Consider the following 21,427-nt stretch of genomic DNA (forward strand, 5'->3'; position numbering starts at 1 on the left):
GAGCGGAAAGAAGTAAGCGAGGCAGAAAGTCCGTGGCCGAGATTACATGGTTATAAGAGAAAAGGCTTGGGGCGTACTTGGGCCCGAGTGCTTAGGCGTGGCTAGCCGCTTCCGCGTTGCGCCACGTAGCTCGACGAAAACCAGAGCGAAGTGGCGCGGTTATGAGGGTTGGGCTAAGACAGCCTGACGCTTGCGCCCGCGCTTAGGCGCGAGTGGCAGGATGGCTTAGACCGCACCCTCATGCGCCACGTAGCTCGACGAAAACTGGCAGTAGCAATCCCGTCACAACACGTGCAGGTGCAAAAGCCCTCGGCAAAAATAACCCTATCCCTCCTATTATAGAATGCTTGTTCCCCTAACGGAACCCTCACCTTGAATCTCCCCCCTGAACAGGCTATCATGAGCCTATTACAGAAAACTCGCGCGAAACGCCTGCAGTTCGCGGCGCTGCGTGAATGAATGAAGGAACGGTGACCATGCAAATCAATGTGAATGCATTTCAAGAGGCGATTTTAGCTGGCAACTACGAAACTGCGGTGACGGCCATCACCCCGGAGACCTTGGCCCAAACCACGCTGGCCGAAGCCATGACCCCGGTGTTTGCGGCCTTTGACGCTGCGATCGACGCCGGCAAGTTGGTGCAGGCTGACCTGGTGATCGAAAGCGCCGAGCCGACCACGGTGCGGCTGGAAACTGGCGTGATCAACCTGCCGTTTGCCGACAGTAAAAAGGTCAACAACTTCCTCGACGAAGCCGAGCTGGTGCCGCTGACCATCAACCTGATCGTCAGCTCGCCGTACGTGAACCAGTCTGGCCTGCGCATCGACCGTGTGGCTACGGCCGACACGTACGTCGCCGCCCCGGCCGCTCAGCAGGCCGCGATCGTGGCCAGTGTGAGCGAAAAACTGATCCGCATCGAGGCCGAGCGCACCGCGCCGAAGCCGGTGGCCAAGCCTTCCCCAGCGCAGGCGGCCACGAAGCGAACCACCACGCGCCGCACCGCGACCAAGAAGCCCGCAGCCAAGAAAGCTACCACCAAGCCGACCGCGAAGAAACCCGCCGCAAAGAAGCCGGCGGCCAAGAAGACCACGCGCAAGCCTGCCGCGAAGAAGGCCGATTAGATGGTCGTGCAGAGCTTGCTGTTGATGGGCGTCGGCGTGTTTGCCGGCATCCTCGGGGCGCTTTTGGGGCTGGGCGGCGGCATCATCATCACGCCGGTGCTGACGCTGATCATGGGCCTGCCGATCCAATACGCAATCGCGGCCAGCGTGATCGCCGTGATCGCCACGAGCTCCGGTGCCACGATCGCCTACCTCAAAGATGAGATGCTGAACCTGCGCGTGGCGATGTTTCTGGAGATCGCGACCACCATCGGGGCGGTGCTCGGGGCGGTCGTGACCGGGTTGGTCAATGCGCAGGTGCTGTTCGTGCTGTTTGGCGCGCTGCTCCTGTTTTCCGTTTACAACATGATCCGCAAGATGCGCCGCGGCCCGGAGCGGGCCAAAAACGCGGTGCCGGACGCCGCGGCGGCCAAGTTGCGGCTCAACGGGGCGTATTTTGACCAAAACACCCAGACCGAGGTCAACTACCAGGTGACCAACGTGCCGGGCGGGTTTGCGATGATGTTTGGCGCCGGGCTGGCCTCGGGGCTGCTCGGCATCGGCTCTGGCGCGTTCAAGGTGCTGGCGATGGACACGATCATGAAAATGCCGCTCAAGCCGTCGACCGCCACCTCCAACCTGATGATGGGCGTGACCGGGGCGGCCAGTGCGACGGTGTACTTTTTTAACGGCAACCTGCAGCCGGTGATCGCCGCGCCGATCGCCATCGGCATCCTGGTCGGGGCGACGCTAGGCTCGCGGCTGATGCAGCGGCTGCCGACCAAGGTGTTGCGGCTGATCTTCATTCCGGTCATCACCTACATGAGCTTGCAGATGCTGCTGAAAGGATTCGGGGTGCTCAACTGATGGATGCCAAAATGAAAGACGAAATTGAAGCCATCGAGCTGATCATCGGCAAAATTCTGCGCATCGGCGTGCTGATCGCGGCCGCCGTGATCCTGATCGGCCTGGGGCTGCTTTTCGTGACCGGCACCGGCTATCCGGCCGGTGTGCACCCGAGCCGCCCTGCGGCCATTTTGGCCGGCGTTGCGGCGGGCAAGTCGTACGCGGTGCTGATGCTGGGGCTGTTCTTGCTCATCCTGACGCCGGTGCTGCGCGTGGTGGTGTCCATCTACGCGTTTGCCAAGGAAAACGACCGGCTGTACGCCTGGATCACCACCGCAGTCCTGATCATTCTGCTCGGGGCGATGGGGATCGGCTACCTCGGCTAGACGAAGGCCTGCGCAAAGTCGCGGGCCTTTTTGCTTGCGCTTTGGCGCACAATGCGTCACGCTTACAAGGAAGTGAGCAAAGTTCTCAAAGGAGGAAAATCCAATGAAATCTGCCAATATTATCCTGATCGGTGACGGCGCCATCGGTTCCAGCTACGCCTTCAACTGCCTGACCACCGGCGTCGGCAAGAGCATCGGCATCATCGACGTCAACCGCGAGCGCGTGCAGGGGGATGTCGAGGACCTGGCCGACGCCCTGCCGTACGTGTCCCAGAAAAACATCTACGCGGCCAGCTACGAGGACTGCCGCTACGCCGACATCGTCGTGATCACGGCCGGCGTGGCCCAGAAGCCGGGCGAGACGCGCCTGCAGCTGCTGCAGAAAAACGCTGCGATCATCACCAGCATCACCAAGTCCATCATGGCCAACGACTTTGACGGCATCATCCTGGTGGCCTCCAACCCCGTGGACATTTTGACCGAGCTCGTGTTGCGCCTGTCCGGCCTGCCGAAGAACCAGGTGCTGGGCTCTGGCACCGCCCTGGACACCGCACGCCTGCGCTCGGAAATTGGGCGCCGCTACAACGTTGACGTGCGCTCCGTTCACGGCTACATCATGGGCGAGCACGGCGACTCCGAGTTCCCGGTGTGGGACTTCACCACCATCGGCGGCCAGCCGATCCGCGAGTACGTGCCGGCCAACCGACTTGACGCGGACCTTGAGGCGATCAGCACCCAAGTCAAAACCGCCGCCTACTCGATCATCCAAAAGAAGGGCGCGACCTTCTACGGCATCGCGGCCAGCCTCACCCGTCTGACCGCCGCCGTACTGAACGACGACCGCGCCGCCTTTGCCATGTCCGTGCATCTCGACGGCGAATACGGCCTGCACGATGTGTCGATCGGCGTCCCGGTGCTGCTCGGTGCCAACGGTCTGGCCCGCATCATCGAGCTGGACCTGAACGATGCCGACATGAAGCGGCTGCGCGACTCTGCGGAGATCCTCAAAGCCAATCTGCAGTCGGTGCTTTAGTTTAGACGTGCGATGAAGCCAGCCTGAAGGGGTTGGCTTTTTATTTTTAGATCAATCAGAGTGATTTGTTGACGAGTGTGTAAATAACGTTGACATTGTCATCAAAAATGGTATTATACCTAAATAAAAGGAGGGATAGATATGACGACGAAGATGACACCAAAAGACAAGCGCGTCACGATTCAGGCGCGAACGGATGCTGAGACGAAGGAACAGGCGCGGCAAACGTTTGAGGCCATGGGGATGGATCTTAGCACGGGGATCAATATTTATCTCAAACAAGTTGTGCGTGAGGGACGCTTGCCGTTTACGCCAAGTGCCGCTGATCCACTGGAAGCGACGTTAGCCGACGCCTTGGCTGACGTGAAGGCTGGCCGAACTGAGCGCTATCAAAGCATGACCGATTATCAGGCGGCAATGGATCAATTATGAGAGCCATTGAACTGACGGCCACGTACAAGAAGCAATATAAACGCCTTAAGCGCGCAGGGTGGAACATGACGCTACTGGATCAGACGATCAATGCGCTGGTCACGGAGAACGTCGCTGAGTTGACGCGGTTGTGGGACCATGAGCTGAAGGGGAATAAGCGAGGAATTCGCTCGCACGTTGGCCAGCGTGCGAGCGATTGGGTCGTTGAATATACCCTTGAGGAAGATGGGACGCTTGTTTTGCTACTTCAGACGGGTTCGCATCATCGGGTTTTGAGGCTGTGAGGATGCGCGTGTAAAAAATACGGGCCTTTGCGTTCGAGAGAAATCAAAAATGCCACATTATTACCGTGGCGCGTCTAGATATTAAGCGCATCTCGTATATTTTTGTCGTAAAAAAAATAAGTTCTTCATTCGTAGTGAATTAACCGCACACTGCGATAGAGCCAAGCGAGCGTCTTTGTGAGAGGCTCGTTTTTTCGTGTTTGGATTTTAGTTCGAGTAAGTACAATTACAGATGATTTGAACGTACAGGAAAGGCCAGCGTCATTAGGCGCTGGCCAGATAGTGGGAGCTAGATTAATTAATGTTTGTTACTTCGCTTGTATTTCATGACGGCATTTCTTAACTCGTAGAATTCATCAACAACTTTGTCGCCAATCGTCTCATAAAGACCCATGAATAGTGTATCTACAACAGCTAATTGCGAAATGCGCGTCCCCATGTTGCCGACACGGAATACGTCTTCGAGTACGGGGGTTGAGAGTACGATATCGGCTAGTTTTGTCAGTGAAGATTTTTGCAGTGTCGTGATGGCGATCACCGTGATCCCCTGAGTCTTAGCAAATTCCGTTAGTTGAATGATCTCTTCGGTTTCACCACTCGTAGAAATTAGAATTAGTGGATCTCCAGGGCTCATTGACAAGATGATTGAGAGCATGTAATGAAAATCTGCGTGTGTTCTAACGTGTAGACGCAACTTTGTGAGTTTGTGAGTTAAATCTTCAGCCACGATAAGCGAGGCACCAACGCCAAAGACGGCGATAGCAGTACTGTCTTTGACTACATCGATTGCGGCTTGGACTTGCTTAAGATCGAGTGTCTCAGTGAGCCCATCGACGGCCTGGCGATCGAGTGCGGTTGCGTTGTAGAAAGATTCGGCAAGCGTCAGCTGACCGATATGTTCCTTCTGAACAAGATTGAATCGGAAGCCATCCTCACTGCTCATTTCTTGAGTTAACCGGATCTTAAAATCCTTGAATCCTTTAATCCCAAAATGTTGGCAAAATCGAACAACACTGGCTTTGCTTACACCGGCGCCTAAGGCAAACTGATTGATTGTCATATGAACAATCTGACTAGCATTGGCTAGTACGTAATCGGCAATCTTACTTTCACGATCAGATAGGTTCTCGGATTCCTTGATGCGGTTAAGTAGCATCTAATCACTTCCTAGTTCAGGTTTGTAATTGACTCCACAAACCCCTTCGTAATGACCTCAGGACGGGTAATGGCGGAACCAATTACCACACTGGTTGCGCCAGCTCTATAAGCGGCCCTGAGTTCATCATGGGTGAGGATATGGCCCTCAGCTATCACTGGAACACCGAGAGTTGTCATGTCGCGTATTAAGGTTGGATTGAAGACGGAGTTGCCCTCAGACTCTTTTGTGTAGCCAGCGAGTGTTGAAGAAACGATATCTACGCCACTTGCTACAGAATACCTTGCACTCTCTAGATTATCACAGTCTGCCATAATCATGACATTTGGAAATTTTTTATGCATCTCCGAGACGATATCTGGGAGTGTTGCGTTATCCGGTCGCACTCGTTGCGTACCATCAAGCGCAACGATATCGGCTCCGGCAAGCGCAATAGCCTCTGCGCTGGAGAAGGTTGGAGTGATGTATACGTCAAACCCATCGTACCACTGCTTGTAGATACCGATAACCGGAAGATTAACCTTATCCTTAATGGCGCGAATATTTTCAGGCTCAGTAGCTCGAATTCCTACTGCGCCACCGCGCTCGGCAGCATCGGCAAAAGCTGCCATAATTTCTTGGCCGTACATTGCCCAACCTTTGCGCGCCTGACAAGAGACAATCAGGCCATTATGCAGTTTTTCCAACATCTTTTGATTTAACATATCTGACACTCCTATTTGCGATTAGAGAATACCAAGTAACTTACCGCCAAGACCGATAATGAAGCAGATCAGCATCAGCCAGTAGATCGCCTTTGTGTTTTTCTTCAGGCCAAGATAGAACAGTAAGGTGATCAGCAGTGGCAATAAGCTTGGGAAAATCTGGTCCAAAAGCGCCTGTAATTCAATGGTTTTTCCGGCGCTCACCCATTTTGCAGTCAGCTTAATCGCGACGAAGTTAACAACCATTGCACCAGTTACCATCATGCCGACGATAGTAGCGCCTTGAACGAACTTTTGAATTAAATCGGAGTTCTTCATTTTGCTGATCAGCTTGACGCCAAATTTATAGCCCCAGAAGATTCCGAAGTAACGAGAAGCGATATTTAGTGCAACGTTTGGCACGATAAAGAGAATGGGGCCGAGGATATTACCATTCATTGCTAATCCTGCGCCAATTGCAGCGAAAATCGTCATAAAGGTTGCTTTGAATACCGAGTCGCCGATACCGGACAGCGGACCCATAAGGGCAGTCTTAGTGGAAGTGATAGTGGCGTCAGTAATTGGTTTTCCCAAAGCCTTCTGTTCTTCCAGTGCAGCGGAGACGCCCAATACAATTTGTGCGGTATATGGGTGGCAGTTGAAGAATTCATTATGGCGTTTGAGCGCTTCGATGTATTCTGCTTTATCTGTGTACAGACGACGGAGAACTGGTACCATCGCGAAGTCAATTCCCAAGCTCATGTAGCGTTCATAGTTAATTGTTGACATGCTGAAGAATGAACGCCAGAACACATGCCACAGATCCTTTCGGGTCAGTAAATGTTGTTCATCAGAATTGGTTGCAGTTTCTGTTTTTGTTTCAGAGGTAGCTTCGTTTGACTTGCTAATCGATGCAATACCAACAGCAACCGCAAGCCCAAGAAGAGAGATGGCAAGGACGTTGAGTTTCAGATAAACAGCGAGGACAAAGCCAGCAAGGAAAAAGCCCCAGTACCGATTGAAGTCCATCATTTTCAGGAGCATTGCCATCCCGATGGCTGGAAGTAGACCTGCAGCAATTGATAGGCCACCCGATACCCAGGCCGGCATTGCGTCATTGATACCTTTAACGAAGCCACTACCGAAGTGAATCGCGAGGAAGGATGCGATGAAGAAGATGGCGAAAAATACTAATATACCGGATAGATGAAGTAACTCCATCCGTTTGGTGTCACCTTTTTCGATTGCCTTATCCGCACGGTGAACTAGATAGATGTTGACGTTCCAAGCAAGCATAATCAGAAATTGGGCAAGAATGCCGATAGGTAAAGCCAGTGAGATCCCTAGTGAAGTGGAATGTGACTCAATGGCGTAGATGGTGCCAATAATACCGGCAATCTGTGCGTTTGGTGGTACGGAACCACCAATGGGCAGTACACCCATGAACATGAGCTCAACACTCGCGCCCACAATAAGGCCAGTGTGAAGATCGCCCATGAGAAGACCAATTAGCGGGCCGGCGAAGATTGGCCGACTAATCATCCAGTACCCAAATCCGTAATTTTCAGTAATAAGTGCAGCAACGAAAATACTTAGTAGAATGGATGCCATTATTGACATGTTCGGTTCCTCCTAAAGTTTTTGTGCGAGATCTAATACGTTGTCTGATGGTGCTGTTCTCATATCCAGTAGCACGCCAAGGGTAGCTAGCTGTTTGAATAAGGCGACTTCTTCTTCGTTTAGGTAAATTGTCTTGGCGTACTCTTTTCGATCGGATCGGAAATACATCCCACCGACATTGATTGATGAGATGTTGACGCCGGCGGAGACAACATCAAGAATGACTTTTGGCCCTTTTACCACGATAAACGTTGAGGGGTAGTTAGGCTGACTGAGATAATCGATTGCTTCTTGCGTGTCAAAGGCAAGAAACTTTTTACCTGAGGGTACTGCCATCTCTAACAGATCTTTTTGAAATTCATCGTGTGCAACAACGTCATCAATCACCATATATTGATCGGCTGGATAATCTTTAGACCAAGAGTAAGCAACCTGGCCGTGGATCAGACGTTCATCGATACGAATAAGTGCAATTCCCATGTGTTAGTCCTCCTGTTAGATGAGTTCTGCGACTGTGTGTGTCTGAAGTAACTTACTAGCTTCATCTGCGCTAATACTGTTTCGAAGCATTACAATTGCTATGCCGACGTGATGGCCACTATCTAATAAAGCACGCTCTATTTCTTCAGCAGTCGCGTCAGTGATCTCTTTAATGATGGCACGAGCGCGTCGTTCTAGTTTTTCATTGCTAGGCTTGACGTCAATCATCAAATTGCTATAGACCTTACCGAAGCGAATCATAGCGATGGTAGAGATTGTGTTCAGAATTTCTTTTTGAACGGTGCCGGAAGCTAAGCGTGTTGATCCAGTTAAAATTTCAGGACCTGTCGAAGCTTCAATAGAGATCTTTGCGATAGCCCCAATTTTTGAACCAAAGTTGTTGGCGATGGCGACCGTAGTTGCGCCAACCTCATTGGCGTAATTTAGCGCGCCAATGACATAGGGTGTGCGGCCGCTTGCCGCAATACCGATAACCGTATCTTTTGAATCTGTATGAAGCTTAATGAGATCATGCTTTCCAAGTGACACATTGTCTTCGGCACCCTCAGCAGCTTGAAACATCGCGTCGTGCCCGCCGGCTAAAATGCCAACAACTTGGTTTGGTTCTGCGTTAAAAGTTGGGACACACTCTGCGGCATCAAGAACGCCTAGTCGGCCACTGGTACCGGCACCGATGTAGATAATTCGGCCACCAGACTTCAAGCTATTGACGCAAGCATCGACTGTTAGACTGATGTTTTCGTAAGTGCGGGCAATAGCAGCCTGAATGTCATTATTTTTTTGGTTCATTAACGCCGCAATTTCAACATTCGTCATGGATTGAAGATGCATGCTTTGAGGATTTCTTGCTTCTGTTTCTAACATGTAAACGCCTCCTTTCAAGGAGATACTAGCACTGGATGAACTAAGTTTCAACAAAAAACCAAAAAAACGCAGAACTAAGTTTCTTTTCGCTCGTTTTAAAATTGACATGCAAAAACAACTCCCCGAAAAATTTCGGAGAGTTGTTGGCGTATTAGGGGAGTTAACGGTTGATCGAACGTGCCATACGTTGAATAGTATGACGCTCGCCACGGATTGCCTTTGAAACGGCGTAGAGGTTTTCAACGGGGGATTCGAAGCCCCACGCAGAGTCTCCGACATGTTGCATGTCAACACCGCAGATTTTGTTACGGATGGCGATTTGTTGGAGTACCTCGTGCCCAGCGCCTTCTTGGCTGGTACCAATTGCGCTCATGACCAAGCCACCCATGCGGTGAACTTGCTTAACAACGGCAGTCAATTCGGTTTCATTGAAGCCGGGAACCGTGCCGACTGCTGGCGCCAGAATAACATCGGCTCCGGCTTCGATAAACTGCTTGGCGGTCTCTGTTGTCATCAGAGGTTCATCTACTCCTGATGCGTGCATCTTACCGGCAATAATGAGACCATTGAAGAACTGTTTTGCAAGTGTAATGCTGTGAATGGTTGCTTCGTTTGTGACGCCGGTACCGGGATTGCCGGTCAAAACCATGAACTGAAAGCCCATCTCTTCGGACTTTTTGATGACGGCCTCGCTTGCGCGGCAACCTTCTTTGATGGCAATTTGCTTTTCAAGCATATTGGGGTTTTCGCCAATGGGTTCAATATTGATCCCGATTGGACGGCCCGTGTATTTGCGGAGCCTATCGATACTTTCTTTTCCATCGTGGGTGGCTGCGGCGTACAAATCGCGTTCACCTGGATACAGACCAAAGATCTTCGGATCGTAGACGTCTAGCCGGTTGCATAGAATTAGATCCGCACCGAATGCTGCGGCAATTTCTGCGGTTGTGATGCTGTCCAGATTCTCTTGGGTGACAATGTTTTCACTCATGATGATGCGGCCTTCAGAGGCCTTAATGCTTTGTTTGAGTTCTGCACCGGTAAAGTGTAAGGCATCACTGGTGCTAGCGCTGATAAGTCGTTTAACCATAGTCTTTTCTCCTTGGGCGTTAGGCGTTCTTATTTACAGTTTCATCGGTCACAGGCTCTGTCTCGTCATCGTCGAACATTGACTCGTCGAATTTCCAGAAGTAGTTGAGCAGAAAACCGGCAGCAACGGTGATAAAGGCGCCAATGATCGCTGAGACGAAATTGTTGCCACCGTTAGGATTAATGAATTGCGGTAAGCTCAAAAGAGAAACGGTAACGAGCGAGAAGACCTTAACGTGCAGTAGGCTGAAGAATAGACCACCAATGCCGGAGGCGATAACAGACGGAATGATCGGCTTCTTCATTTTAAGCATTAGGCCGTAGACCGCGGGCTCGGTTATGCCTGATGCCGCGATGGAGAATGCAGAAGAGGCCGCAAGACTACGCGTGCTACGCTTTTTAGCTTTGAGTAAGATAGCGAGCGTCATCCCTAACTCAGCAAAGTTCCAAACCGCGAAGGTGACCCATAGGAACGGATCGTATCCAAGGCTTTTCAGACTTGCAAAGGCAACTGGGAAAAAGACCCAGTGAGAGCCGGTGATGATGAAGAAGGGAATCAGCAGAGAAAGTGCGGTGATACCAACGATTGGCGCCTGGTTGTAGACCCAGAGTGCGCCGTTCGCGATGTAGCTCGCAAGCGTTTCACCAATTGGCGCGGTAACGAGCAAAGACAGCGGTCCCATAATCAATAGCACTGGGAAGTTTTTGACGAGCCCTAGTTTATTAAAGAACGGGCGATCAAAGAGCTTTTCAATCATTGATTGGACCCAAACTGTGATAAGGATTGGCACAAGCGTGGTCTCGTAGCTGAGTGCTGCAACTGGAAGACCGAAAAGGTGAATCGCGCCGCCGGCAGCCACTAACTTTGCAAAGTCTGGATGCATCAAAATTCCGGCCAAAATCAGACTCAGAATTGGATTTGCTTTGAAGTAACGCGCCGCGCCATATGCGACCATGAATGGCATGAAGTGGAACAGTGAGTCCCCCATCATGTGAAGCAGAATGTATGTCTGGCTACCTTGGGCAATGACATGAGTGACGGTCAGCAGGTTGAGCAGAGCCAGGAATAACCCGGTCATTGCTAAGCCACCAATCATGGGCGTTAGAGAGTTCGAGATTGCATCTAAAACACTATTCAGGACACGTTTAGGTGTCCAGGGCTCTTTGGGTGCCGGCTCAGAGCTGGTAGTGGTGGTTGGCGCGCCGCCCATTTGCTCGCTCATATAGTTATAGATTTTGTCGAGGTATTCGGGCATCACAACCTGAAGTTTGCCATCAGAGGAAGTTGCCTGGACAACACCATCAAGCTTACTTATCTTTTCGAGTTGTACCTTCGAATCGTCTTTGATCCGCAAGCGCAGGCGGGTGTAGCAGCGAGCAACACTTTGAACGTTACTGAGCCCACCCATTTCGTCGATAAGTTGTTTACCAATTTCTTCGTATTTTTCCATGATTATCTCCTCGAAAAGTTACTTGTATTGAAGCTCACCCAAAACTTGAGCCGCAGTGACCGTTGTACCGGATTGGATTTTGGGGAAATTTTTGAGTAACGCCATGTTAGTGTAGATAACAACGATGGTGGTCTCACGCCCTGACGCCTTTATTTGCGCTAGATTAGCATCAGCCAGTGGCATGCCGGGTTTGACTTTGTCGCCGATCTTGACGTGAAGTGTGAAAGGCTTGCCCTCTAGCTCGACAGTGTCGAAGCCCATATGAATGAGAACTTCTAGGCCTTGCGCTGTCTTCACGGAAATGGCATGTTTTGTTGGGAAAATCATGTTGATTGTCCCAGCAACGGGCGCTGTTACGACACCATTAGACGGTACGACGGCGAATCCATCGCCCAGTGCCTTTGACGAGAAGACCTTGTCAGAGACCTCGGTGATGTCGAGCAGTGAACCGGCACATGGACTCGCCACTCGGGTATCTTTTTTACCTAAACCAAACATAGGAACCTCCAAAATTTGTGTGAATAGCCGTTGCGTAGAATATGGCGAAACAGTAGATTATCTGGGAATAATCAGCAATTAAGGTAAGTAAAAAGGCAATACCCGCAACGCAAAAGAGAGTCTCTCTCTTTCGCATCGACTGAGTATTGCCAACTAAATGTCACAAGCCATTAATCGATGATATGAATGATGTGGATGATGAGGAATAGTCGATCGGAATCGTTGAACTGGTAGCTGATATGCTGTTCCAGGTAAGCAACAATTCGTTCGAGCGTTTTTCGGGCGTCCGGATACTGCGCCGACATCTGTCGTAGTAGTTGCCTATCTGCCTTCGCTTGCCCGCGTCTGCGGTGCTCCGCTTGGGTGCTCAGCAGCAAGTAATACAGGTGGGTGGCCATCCGAGACGTGGCGACTGAACTTTCCGAGAAGCGATTCCCGAAGTCTTCTGCCATAATCTGATTGACGCCGGCGAGGATTTCTAGGCAATCGGCAACTGAATGGACCGCAGTGTCAGCCCCGTTCAGCTCATGCTCGATGAGATGCATCGCGATAAAGGCCGCCTCGTCATCTGGCGGGGTTACGCCAGACAGGCGTTCAATCATACCAAGGGCACGCTTTCCGACCTCATACTCTTTGGGAAAGAAACGCTGAATATCGAACAGCATTGGATTTCGTAGAAGTACGCCGTTTTGCATACGCTGGACGGCAAAGTAGATATGGTCGGTAAGTGGGACCAGGAGATGACCATCGAAATCCTTTTGGATGTTTTGTCGGGCTATGCCAACAAGCATATCCGTGAGTTCGAAGTACGATCGCGGAATCTCACTTGCAAGTTCCTTGAATGAGTCGACCCATTCTTCATCATGTGATACGGGCAAGAAAATATGATCTTCAGGCTGAGGAACATAGTCGGTTCCTGCAGTGGACTTAAAGCCAATTCCTTTGCCCCAGATAATCTGCTGCTTGTCATCGCCATCTTCTACAAGTAAAACATTGTTGTTTAATACCTGTAGGATTTTCAAAATGGTCTCCAGAGAGTTGCTTGGGGTGACAAACAGATGGTTCTTGTTAAGCGCTTACTGAGACAGCGTAAAGTATTTCAAAAAATATGTCAACTGAGTCTGCCCACTTTTTCTCCTGAGGCATGGTGTTATTAATTTGACGTGAGGTAGACCGAATGTACGCATGGGATTGACCGAATGCGGCCCTCAATAGCTGCTGGAACCCCTGCCAGTGGTAAGCGGCAAGCATTACTTTTTTTGAAGAAAGATAGCGCCTGTAGGGTGCTGTACCAATACGTCGAAATGAGGTCAAAATTTTTGGCTTAATTTTTGGCGACTTGATAACCGGCGACTAGGTGGCCTGATCCAGGAAGAATGTTGACCTAGACGGCGCCATTTGGCTTGAAGAGCCTGCAGTGCGCATCAGGTGCCAAGACTGCTGGAATGATATTTTGATTGAAGTAGTCTACTGGCGACTTAGTACGGCAAGTATTGGTTTGGTTCCAGTGGTACACTAAACCCCATAACAGGAGGCGCTCAATGGACAAAGCAGACGAGATCTTTAAGGCGATCCAGGCGGACCCGGCCAACGCCGCGTACACGGCGGCGGGGATCCAGCCGCTGTACCACATCGAGGCGAGTGCGACGGTGCTCCTGATCAGCCAGGCGCCGAGTCGCAAGGCGCAGGAGTCGATGGTGTTTTGGAACGACCCCAGTGGGGACCGGCTACGCGAGTGGATGGGCGTGACGCACGATGAGTTTTACACGGCGGGTAAGCTGGCGGTGATGCCGCTTGATTTTTACTACCCCGGCAAGGGCAAGAGTGGGGACTTGCCACCGCGCAAAGGCTTCGCGGAGAAGTGGCACCCGTTGCTGCGGCCGCTGATGCCCAATATTGAGCTGGTGCTGCTGGTTGGGGCCTACGCGCAGAAGTTTTACTTGGGCAAAACGGCGCAGCGCACGCTGACGGACACGGTGCGCCACTACGCCGACTACCTGCCGAACTTTCCGCTGGTACATCCGTCCCCGTTGAACTATGGCTGGATGAATCGCAACCCTTGGTACGGTGAGACGGTGCTGCCGGCGTTGCGCCAGGCGGTGCGGCATGCGTACCGGTGAGCGACTGCGCGTGGCGGTGAACGCAGGCCCGTTTTTGTGTCATCGGCGTTGTTAGGGGTGACAATGTTGCCGCTTACGGTTGTGTTTTAGCCCACAAATGCGCATGATAGAGGCAGCGGCCGTTCACCAGCGCGGCCCCAATGATTCAGGACGTTGACCGACGGTGCGGCCAGCGCCCATTGTGGTGAGCCAGGGGTAAAGGGGGAGCAGGATGTTTCCGTACGACAAGCTACAGACGCTCAACGAAATTGAGACCGTTGTGTACAACTACATCATCAAGAACGCACAGGCGGTGGAAACGATGCCGATTCGTCAGCTGGCGGAGGCCGCGCATGTATCGACGGCCACGATCCTGCGGTTTGCCGACAAGATGGGCTATGACGGTTACTCCGAGCTGCGGTTTGCGCTCAAACAACAGCGCAAGAACCAGCAGGCGGCTCAGACCACGGATCATTATGACATTGCGATCCCCTTGGTCGATTTTTTCTCCAAGGTCAATTCCACCGACTTCAACAAGCTGATCGACTCGGCGATGGCGATGATCGCGCACGCGCCCATGGTCCTGTTCTTCGGCTTAGGCTCGGGGAACTCGCTGGCGCAGTACGGCGCGCGCTTTTTCTCCAACGCGGGGAAAATGGCGCTACCGGTGTTTGACCCGTTCCAGCCGTTTCCGACGAACTCACCGCTGCCCAAGGACACGGTCGTGATCGTGATGTCGGTGTCGGGGGAGACGCAACAGACGCTGGAGTTCGTCACCAAGATCAAGCCGGAAGACGTGAAGATCATCGCCGTGACCAATTCCGGTAACTCGACGCTCGCCAAGATGGCGGATCTGTGCATCAGCTACTATATGCCGGAGATTCGCCACGCGGATCTGAACCTGACCACTCAGGTGCCCGTGGTGTACTTGATCGAGCTGATCGCCCACCGCCTGGACGAGCTGAACGGCCCCGTGTCACAGTGAGACCCTGCAATGCAACCTAGACCACTTGTCACCCGTTACATTTTGGTAACGGGTATTTTTATCTGAAACCGGTTCCAACAAATCGGCAACCGCTTCCAAAAACAACCTGGACCAGTTATGCTAAAAGCATGATGAATCATCAAGGTCTTGGCCAGACCATAAGCACTTATTCAATGACAAACGGGGGTTGTTAGTAATGAATAACTTTATCAACAACAAAGTGCTCCCTCCGGTGATGAAGTTCGTGAACACGCGGGCAATCAGTGCCCTGCGTGATGGGATGCTGTACGTCATGCCATTCACGATCGTCGGGTCGATTTTCCTGATCCTGGCGAACTTCCCGGAGCAGCACGTTGCCGACTGGATGACCAACTCAGGGTTGTCCGCTTACTGGAACGTTGCCTTTAACGCATCATTCGCGATCATGGCGTTCATCGCCGTTATCGGGATCGCTTACTCGTGGGTCAAGTCCGCGGGTTACGAACCACTGCCAGCCGGCTTGCTGGCTGGGATCTCCTTCCTGCTTGTGATGCGGCCAAGCAACCCGGCTACGGTCGGGGGCAAGGTTCTCGCGACTGCGGATCAGATGGCCCAAACCGGCTTCATCGACCGCGACTGGCTGGGTGGCAAAGGGATGATCGCCGCCATCATCGTTGGGATGATCACGGGGCTCGTCTACACCTGGTTCATGAAAAAAGACATTCGGATCAAGCTGCCAGAACAGGTGCCGGCTAACGTTGCCAGCTCCTTCACCGCGCTGATCCCGGCAGCGGTCCTGATCACCGGCTGGTTGGGCGTTTACGTCTTCTTCGACAAGCTGCTGAACACGACCATGACGGGGTGGATCTACAGCTTCATCCAGACGCCACTGCAAGGGCTGACTGACTCCTTCGGCGGCACGCTCGCCATCGCGTTCCTGGTGCCATTCCTCTGGTTCTTCGGGGTGCACGGTGCCACGATCGTCGGCGGGATCATGGGCCCACTGTTGCAGGCCAATGCGCTTGAAAACCAAAAGATCTTGGACGCCGGTAAGGCTTTGACCACGGCTAACGGCGGCCACATTGTGACCCAACAGCTCATGGACCAATTCATGACTGTGACCGGTTCTGGGATGACCATCGGTTTGGTGATCTTCATGGTCTTCTTCGCGAAGTCCAAGCAGTGGAAGGACTTGGGCCGGTTGTCCATCGCGCCTGCCCTGTTCAACATCAATGAACCGATCCTGTTCGCCAGCCCAATCGTCATGAACCCGATCCTCGGGATCCCGTTCTTCCTGGCACCACTGCTGTCTGCGACGCTGACCTACTTCGCCCTTCGGTTCGGCCTGATCGGGCTGTTCCCAGGGACAATGGTGCCTTGGACCACGCCACCAGTGATTTCCGGCTTCCTGATCGGGGGCTGGCAAGCCGCTGCTTGGCAGGCTTTGATGCTGGTCATGACCTTCTTCATCTACCTGCCGTTCGCCCGTAAGCAAGACGCGCTGAACGTGGCAGTTGAATCTGGTGAAGCGATCGATGGATCAAGCAAGAACTAATTAACTTCCGTAGCCATCTGGCCAAGCGTTGGCGGATGGCTATGTTTGTTCACGCGACAATGACAACTGATAAAGGAGTACGCTGATGGCGAAATTACGCAAAGATTTTCTCTGGGGCGGCGCGGTTGCGGCGCACCAACTGGAAGGCGGCTGGCAGGAAGGTGGCAAAGGCGTCAGCGTGGCTGATGTGATGACCGCCGGCGCCAACGGCGTAGACCGCCGGATCACGGATGGGGTGGTCGCGGGGGAAAACTACCCGAACCATGAGGCCATCGACTTCTACCATCGCTACAAGGAAGACGTGCAGCTGTTCAAGGAACTGGGGCTCAAGTGTTTTCGGACCTCGATCGCTTGGACCCGGATCTTCCCGAATGGCGATGAGGATGAACCGAACGAGGCGGGGTTGCAGTTTTACGATGACCTGTTTGATGAGTTACACCGCAACGGCATTGAGCCCGTCATCACCCTGTCACACTTCGAGATGCCGTACCACCTGGTGACTGAGTACGGCGGCTGGCGCGACCGGCGCGTGATCGACTTCTTCGTGAAGTTTGCGACCACCGTGTTCAAGCGCTACAAGGGGAAGGTCCACTACTGGATGACCTTCAACGAGATCAACAACCAGGCGGACGCCTCAAGCACCTTTGCCCTGTTCACGAACTCCGGCCTGTTGATCAAGCCAGGGGAAAACGCGGCGGCCGTGATGTATCAGGCCGCCCATTACGAAGTGGTCGCCAGCGCCCTGGCGGTGCAAGTCGGCCACCAAGTCGACCCGGCGAACCAGATCGGGGCGATGATCGCGATGGTGCCGTTTTACCCGGCCAGCGCCAAGCCTGAAGATGTGATGAAGGCGGAGCGCGCGATGCAAAGTCGCTACTGGTTCGCCGATGTCCAGTGCAACGGCCGCTACCCGGCGTGGCTGACCAACTACCAGCACGCCCAAGGCTACGACCTGGACATCACGCTGGCCGATCTGGATGTGCTGCAGGCGGGGCCGGTCGATTACATCGGCTTCTCCTACTACATGTCCATGGCGGTGCAGGCCCAGGCGGACGAGCCGGCCTCGTACGCTTACCGCGACGCCAATGACATTGTGGCAAATCCCCACGTGGCCCGCTCCGACTGGGGCTGGCAGATTGACCCGGTCGGCCTGCGCTACGCGATGAACTGGTTCACCGACCGTTACCGCAAGCCGCTGTTCATTGTGGAGAACGGCTTTGGCGCGATCGATCAGCTGACCGCAGACCACCAGGTGCACGATGACTACCGCGTCGATTACCTGCGCGCGCACATCGAGCAGTTCAAGCTGGCCGTTGAAGTCGATGGCATCGACCTGATCGGCTACACCCCGTGGGGCATCATCGATCTGGTGTCCGCCGGCACCGGTCAGATGGACAAGCGCTACGGCGTGATCTACGTTGACAAAAACGATGCCGGGACCGGCACCCTGGCGCGTTACAAGAAGGATTCTTACTACTGGTACCAACAAGTGATCGCAACGAACGGTGACGACCTCACGGCGGTCACCCCAAAGGAGTCTTAAACGATGGCAAAAGTAACGATTATGCTGGCCTGCGCGGCCGGCATGTCCACCAGCTTGCTGGTGTCCAAAATGAACAAGGCCGCAGAAGCGAAGGGCGTTGACGCGCACATTTTCGCCATTCCGGCCAGCGACATTGACAACAAGATGACGAGTGACCACCCGGATGTCCTGCTGCTCGGCCCACAGGTGCGCTACATGGAGGCGCAAGTGCGCGGCCGCGTGGATGTGCCGGTGGCCGTCATCAACATGCAGGATTACGGCATGATGAACGGTGAAAAGGTGCTGACCAGCGCGCTTGACTTGCTGGCTTAACGAGAGAGAAAGCGGGAATGAGACATGACGAATTACGTGGCCTTTGACATCGGCGGCACCAACACGCAGTACGCGCTGGTGACCGACACCGGGGCGCTGCGCGACCAAGGCAGTTTTCCCACCGGCCAGATGCGCCAGGACAACCTGAATGCGCTGGTCAAAACCGTGGCCCGCTACCAGGCCGACGCGGACATTGCCGGCATCGGCGTCAGCGCGCCCGGCATCATCACCAAAGACGGCTACATGATCACCGGCGGCGCCGTCATGAGCCTTTACGAGTTCCCGCTGGCCCAGACCCTGAGCGACATGCTTGACCTGCCGGTGCACGTCGAAAATGATGCGAACGCGGCGGCCATTGCCGAGCACTGGCTCGGCAACGCCCAAGACGTCAGCGATTATATCTGCCTGGTGCTCGGCACTGGGATCGGCGGCGGCATCGTGCTGAACAACGCTGTGTACCGCGGTGCGCACGGGATGGCCGGTGAAATCGGCTGGAGCATCACCCACGACCTCGATTACACGCACAACTTTGAGGCGGCCTCGCTGAACTTTTCCGCCGCCGTGGTATCTGGCCTGGTGCGCCGCTACAACGCTAGCCTGGCGCAGTTTTCGCCGATGGCCCAGCCGCTGGCCGACGCCGCGGACATTCTGGCCCTGGCGCATGAGCACGACCGCATCGCCAGTCCGATTTACCGCCAGTACCTCGATGACGTGACCGTGATGCTGTTGAACCTGATCGGCACGCTGGACCCTGAACGGATCCTGATCGGCGGTGGGATCTCCGCCAACGATCGCTTCATGGCCGAGCTGCAGGTGCACTTTGACGAGTTCATCGCGCGCCACGAAAGTCTCAACCGCGTCAGCCCACGCCTTCACTTCAAGCTGATGCCGGCCGGGCTGCGCAACAATGCCGGCCTGATCGGCGCCGTGTACCCCCTAACACAGGCCTGATGACGACACCCATCCCGCACACCTCCCGCGGGGTGGGTGTTTGTGCGTACGTCTTGACACGATGGGCAGCCGCGCCCCAAAGCGGTATACTTGAGCCGACTTCAGTTCAAGGAGGGATCTAGATGGCCACCAAGACCCAACAGCGTATCACCGAAGCCACCAAGCAGCTGGTGGTGGGGACCCCATTTAGCGAGATCAACGTCACCAGCATCATGAAAACGGCCGGGCTAAGGCGTCAGACCTTCTACGATTACTACCGCGACAAGTACGATGTGCTGGGCGACATTTACCAGCACGAAATCGACGCCGCGGTGCAGTACTGCGGCAATTACCGCTATTGGCCGCGCACGCTGCACACGATGCTCGCGTATTTTGCCACCAACGCCGCGTTTTACCGCGTGGCCCTGGCCATTGACGAGCAAAATGCGCCGGAGGACGTTATCCTTGGGCACCTGCAACACATGATCGGGCAGATCCTGCACGACATGGGAGCGGCCGAAACGGTCACCGTGGATGAGGTCTACATCGCCTTTTTGCAGGGGATGCTGAGCCACGCGTTCGTGGCCGCCCTCAAGGCCTGGCTCAACGACCTCAAGCGGCCGCCGGTGACCACGCTTGAGGCGCAGCTGAGCACCTTTTTGACCGATGGCTTCAACGGCTTCTTGGCCCGCGCCAAGCATCCGATCGCCTTGGCCCAATGACCCAACGGACAGTTCGCGCGAACTGTCCGTTTTGCTTACTAAAAAGCAGTGGTAGGCTAGCCTTGTGAATCGGTAAGTGGCCTCGCGCCACATGATCAAGCACGCAGTTCCCGCTTGGGCCGCGCGCTGAAAGGAAGGCTATCATGAGTAAAATTTTAATTCTGGGCGCCCACGGGCAGATCGCCCGTCTGGCCACCCACCAACTGCTGACCACCACGGATCACCAGCTGCGTCTGTTTTTGCGCCGGGCCAACCGGCTGACGGCGACGGATGTCACACGTGAAACGATCATTGAAGGGGACGCCAGCAACCCACTGAGCCTGCAGGCCGCCATGGCCGGTGTCGACGTCGTGTACGCCAATCTGGCCGGCCACAACATCGCCGCGCAGGCCAAGGCCGTGGTTCAGGCCATGGACGCCGCTGGGGTGCGGCGGCTGATCTGGATCTCCACCCTCGGGATCTACGACGAAGTGCCAGGCGCGTTCGGCCGCTGGAACCACCAGCAGCTGGACGGCGGGTACCTGGAGCCTTACGCCGCGGCCGCTCAGGTGATCGAGGCCAGCGACTTGGCCTACACCATCATCCGCCCGGCCTGGCTGTCCAACCGCGACCTCGTCAGCTACGAGCTGACCCAAAAGGGTGAGCCGTTCAAGGGCACCGAGGTTTCGCGCAAGAGTATCGCCGACCTCGTGGTGCGCTTGATCAACCACCCCGAGCAGGCGGTCCGCCACTCGCTGGGGGTCAACCAGCCCGACACGGATGGGGATAAGCCGTCGTTTTACTGAAACGGGAATAAAGCGGGCCAGCCTCGCGTGTGAGGCTGGCCGGCGAATCAAATCTGCCGGCCATGACCGATAAGCGTCATGGTTGGCGACCCAGCTAGGTCATTTGGTGACCTAGCTTTTTTCTGCAATCACTGTGTTTTGCACCGCGCATATAAGAAAACCGATATCACTTTATTAGCACTTGAATTCCGATAGTGCTAATTTCTTGCGCCATCCCCCATGAAACGCGTTATAATGAGGCCGTGCAACAAAGTAAATAGACAATGGAGGGAATTATCATGGCAGCAGATGTTGAAAAGACGTTAGTGCTTGATGAACCTATGAACACGGTGTTCGACTGGAGCGACAGCGAGACCCCGGTTCGCGACGCATTGTGGAATTACTACATGGAGCAAAACAGCCGCGATACCATCAAGACTGAGGAAGAAATGAAGCCAGTCCTAGACATGTCCGATGATGACGTGAAGGCACTGGCCGAGAAGTTGCTGAAGAAGTAGCGTCTCGCCCCCAGGCACCCAGCGAAAGCTGTGGTGCTTTTTTTGATGTGTGTAGACTGGCAATCAGGCGCTCTGAA

24 protein-coding genes are annotated in these 21,427 nt (G+C 53.9%); 15 read left to right on the forward strand and 9 right to left on the reverse strand.

Translation table 11 applies throughout. From position 1 onward, the window contains the following. Nucleotides 1-476: 476 nt before the first annotated feature. The 6 genes from EKM88_RS12140 to EKM88_RS12165 all read left to right on the forward strand — a co-directional run bounded on the left by EKM88_RS12140 (nt 477) and on the right by EKM88_RS12165 (nt 4,081). The gene (locus EKM88_RS12140) at nt 477-1,121 is read left to right on the forward strand and encodes a hypothetical protein (protein ID WP_125706540.1); all 645 of its coding nucleotides are present in this window, start codon (nt 477-479) and stop codon (nt 1,119-1,121) included. Continuing rightward, nucleotides 1,122-1,967, forward strand: a complete 846-nt coding sequence (locus EKM88_RS12145) for a sulfite exporter TauE/SafE family protein (protein WP_125706542.1) — start codon at nt 1,122-1,124, stop codon at nt 1,965-1,967. Continuing rightward, a complete protein-coding gene (locus EKM88_RS12150; RefSeq protein WP_125706544.1) occupies nt 1,967-2,332 on the forward strand; it encodes a DUF1634 domain-containing protein in 366 nt (121 codons plus the stop codon). The genes EKM88_RS12145 and EKM88_RS12150 overlap by 1 nt, the downstream gene beginning before the upstream one ends. A gap of 103 nt (nt 2,333-2,435) precedes the next feature. Further along, nucleotides 2,436-3,365 carry an L-lactate dehydrogenase gene (locus EKM88_RS12155; RefSeq protein ID WP_125706546.1) on the forward strand — a complete coding sequence of 310 codons (930 nt, stop codon included), beginning with the start codon at nt 2,436-2,438 and terminating at the stop codon, nt 3,363-3,365. Nucleotides 3,366-3,506: 141 nt separating this feature from the next. Next, the gene (locus EKM88_RS12160; protein WP_225418480.1) at nt 3,507-3,797 is read left to right on the forward strand and encodes a type II toxin-antitoxin system RelB/DinJ family antitoxin; all 291 of its coding nucleotides are present in this window, start codon (nt 3,507-3,509) and stop codon (nt 3,795-3,797) included. Next, nucleotides 3,794-4,081 (forward strand): type II toxin-antitoxin system RelE/ParE family toxin, encoded by a 288-nt coding sequence (locus tag EKM88_RS12165; protein WP_125706548.1) that lies wholly within the window; start codon nt 3,794-3,796, stop codon nt 4,079-4,081. The genes EKM88_RS12160 and EKM88_RS12165 overlap by 4 nt, the downstream gene beginning before the upstream one ends. Nucleotides 4,082-4,379: 298 nt before the next feature. On the opposite strand, the gene EKM88_RS12170 is transcribed toward EKM88_RS12165, so the two are convergent. From EKM88_RS12170 to EKM88_RS12210, 9 genes are all read right to left on the reverse strand, one after another. Then, nucleotides 4,380-5,237 carry a MurR/RpiR family transcriptional regulator gene (locus EKM88_RS12170; RefSeq protein WP_125706550.1) on the reverse strand — a complete coding sequence of 286 codons (858 nt, stop codon included), beginning with the start codon at nt 5,235-5,237 and terminating at the stop codon, nt 4,380-4,382. A gap of 11 nt (nt 5,238-5,248) precedes the next feature. Continuing rightward, nucleotides 5,249-5,941 carry an N-acetylmannosamine-6-phosphate 2-epimerase gene (locus EKM88_RS12175; RefSeq protein WP_125706552.1) on the reverse strand — a complete coding sequence of 231 codons (693 nt, stop codon included), beginning with the start codon at nt 5,939-5,941 and terminating at the stop codon, nt 5,249-5,251. Nucleotides 5,942-5,962: 21 nt separating this feature from the next. After that, complete coding sequence (locus EKM88_RS12180; RefSeq protein WP_125706554.1) at nt 5,963-7,540, reverse strand: PTS system mannose/fructose/sorbose family transporter subunit IID; 1,578 nt, start codon at nt 7,538-7,540, stop codon at nt 5,963-5,965. 12 nt (nt 7,541-7,552) lie between these two features. Further along, on the reverse strand, nt 7,553-8,020 hold the full coding sequence (locus tag EKM88_RS12185) for a PTS system mannose/fructose/N-acetylgalactosamine-transporter subunit IIB (protein ID WP_125706556.1): 468 nt from the start codon (nt 8,018-8,020) through the stop codon (nt 7,553-7,555). A 15-nt stretch (nt 8,021-8,035) separates the two neighbouring features. After that, entirely contained in the window at nt 8,036-8,905 is an 870-nt protein-coding gene (murQ, locus tag EKM88_RS12190) for an N-acetylmuramic acid 6-phosphate etherase (RefSeq protein WP_125706558.1), read from the reverse strand. Nucleotides 8,906-9,065: 160 nt separating this feature from the next. Beyond that, complete coding sequence (locus EKM88_RS12195) at nt 9,066-9,995, reverse strand: DUF7916 family protein (protein WP_125706560.1); 930 nt, start codon at nt 9,993-9,995, stop codon at nt 9,066-9,068. 19 nt (nt 9,996-10,014) lie between these two features. Further along, a complete protein-coding gene (locus EKM88_RS12200) occupies nt 10,015-11,445 on the reverse strand; it encodes a PTS transporter subunit EIIC (RefSeq protein WP_125706562.1) in 1,431 nt (476 codons plus the stop codon). A gap of 18 nt (nt 11,446-11,463) precedes the next feature. Beyond that, entirely contained in the window at nt 11,464-11,943 is a 480-nt protein-coding gene (locus EKM88_RS12205) for a PTS sugar transporter subunit IIA (protein ID WP_125706564.1), read from the reverse strand. Nucleotides 11,944-12,113: 170 nt separating this feature from the next. After that, the gene (locus EKM88_RS12210; RefSeq protein ID WP_125706566.1) at nt 12,114-12,965 is read right to left on the reverse strand and encodes a PRD domain-containing protein; all 852 of its coding nucleotides are present in this window, start codon (nt 12,963-12,965) and stop codon (nt 12,114-12,116) included. Nucleotides 12,966-13,484: 519 nt separating this feature from the next. Here EKM88_RS12210 and EKM88_RS12215 point away from each other — a divergent pair. The 9 genes from EKM88_RS12215 (at nt 13,485) to EKM88_RS12255 (ending at nt 21,350) form a co-directional block, all read left to right on the forward strand. After that, nucleotides 13,485-14,063 carry a uracil-DNA glycosylase family protein gene (locus EKM88_RS12215; RefSeq protein WP_125706568.1) on the forward strand — a complete coding sequence of 193 codons (579 nt, stop codon included), beginning with the start codon at nt 13,485-13,487 and terminating at the stop codon, nt 14,061-14,063. Between the two features lie 211 nt (nt 14,064-14,274). After that, entirely contained in the window at nt 14,275-15,027 is a 753-nt protein-coding gene (locus EKM88_RS12220; RefSeq protein ID WP_125706570.1) for a MurR/RpiR family transcriptional regulator, read from the forward strand. Nucleotides 15,028-15,223: 196 nt separating this feature from the next. Beyond that, on the forward strand, nt 15,224-16,561 hold the full coding sequence (locus EKM88_RS12225) for a PTS sugar transporter subunit IIC (RefSeq protein ID WP_125706572.1): 1,338 nt from the start codon (nt 15,224-15,226) through the stop codon (nt 16,559-16,561). A gap of 85 nt (nt 16,562-16,646) precedes the next feature. Next, nucleotides 16,647-18,104, forward strand: a complete 1,458-nt coding sequence (locus EKM88_RS12230; protein WP_125706574.1) for a 6-phospho-beta-glucosidase — start codon at nt 16,647-16,649, stop codon at nt 18,102-18,104. 3 nt (nt 18,105-18,107) lie between these two features. Beyond that, nucleotides 18,108-18,416, forward strand: coding sequence for a PTS sugar transporter subunit IIB (locus EKM88_RS12235; protein ID WP_125706577.1), 309 nt, complete (start codon nt 18,108-18,110; stop codon nt 18,414-18,416). 24 nt (nt 18,417-18,440) lie between these two features. Continuing rightward, nucleotides 18,441-19,367 carry an ROK family protein gene (locus tag EKM88_RS12240; RefSeq protein ID WP_125706578.1) on the forward strand — a complete coding sequence of 309 codons (927 nt, stop codon included), beginning with the start codon at nt 18,441-18,443 and terminating at the stop codon, nt 19,365-19,367. Between the two features lie 122 nt (nt 19,368-19,489). After that, the gene (locus tag EKM88_RS12245) at nt 19,490-20,068 is read left to right on the forward strand and encodes a TetR/AcrR family transcriptional regulator C-terminal domain-containing protein (protein WP_125706580.1); all 579 of its coding nucleotides are present in this window, start codon (nt 19,490-19,492) and stop codon (nt 20,066-20,068) included. 143 nt (nt 20,069-20,211) lie between these two features. Next, nucleotides 20,212-20,853: an SDR family oxidoreductase gene (locus EKM88_RS12250; protein WP_125706582.1), complete on the forward strand. Its 642-nt coding sequence runs from the start codon at nt 20,212-20,214 to the stop codon at nt 20,851-20,853. Nucleotides 20,854-21,131: 278 nt separating this feature from the next. After that, nucleotides 21,132-21,350, forward strand: a complete 219-nt coding sequence (locus EKM88_RS12255; protein WP_404819981.1) for a P8 family protein — start codon at nt 21,132-21,134, stop codon at nt 21,348-21,350. The last annotated feature ends 77 nt before the right edge of the window (nt 21,351-21,427 follow it).

The sequence above is a fragment of the Lacticaseibacillus daqingensis genome (genome assembly GCF_003946115.1).
Lineage (GTDB): Bacteria > Bacillota > Bacilli > Lactobacillales > Lactobacillaceae > Lacticaseibacillus > Lacticaseibacillus daqingensis.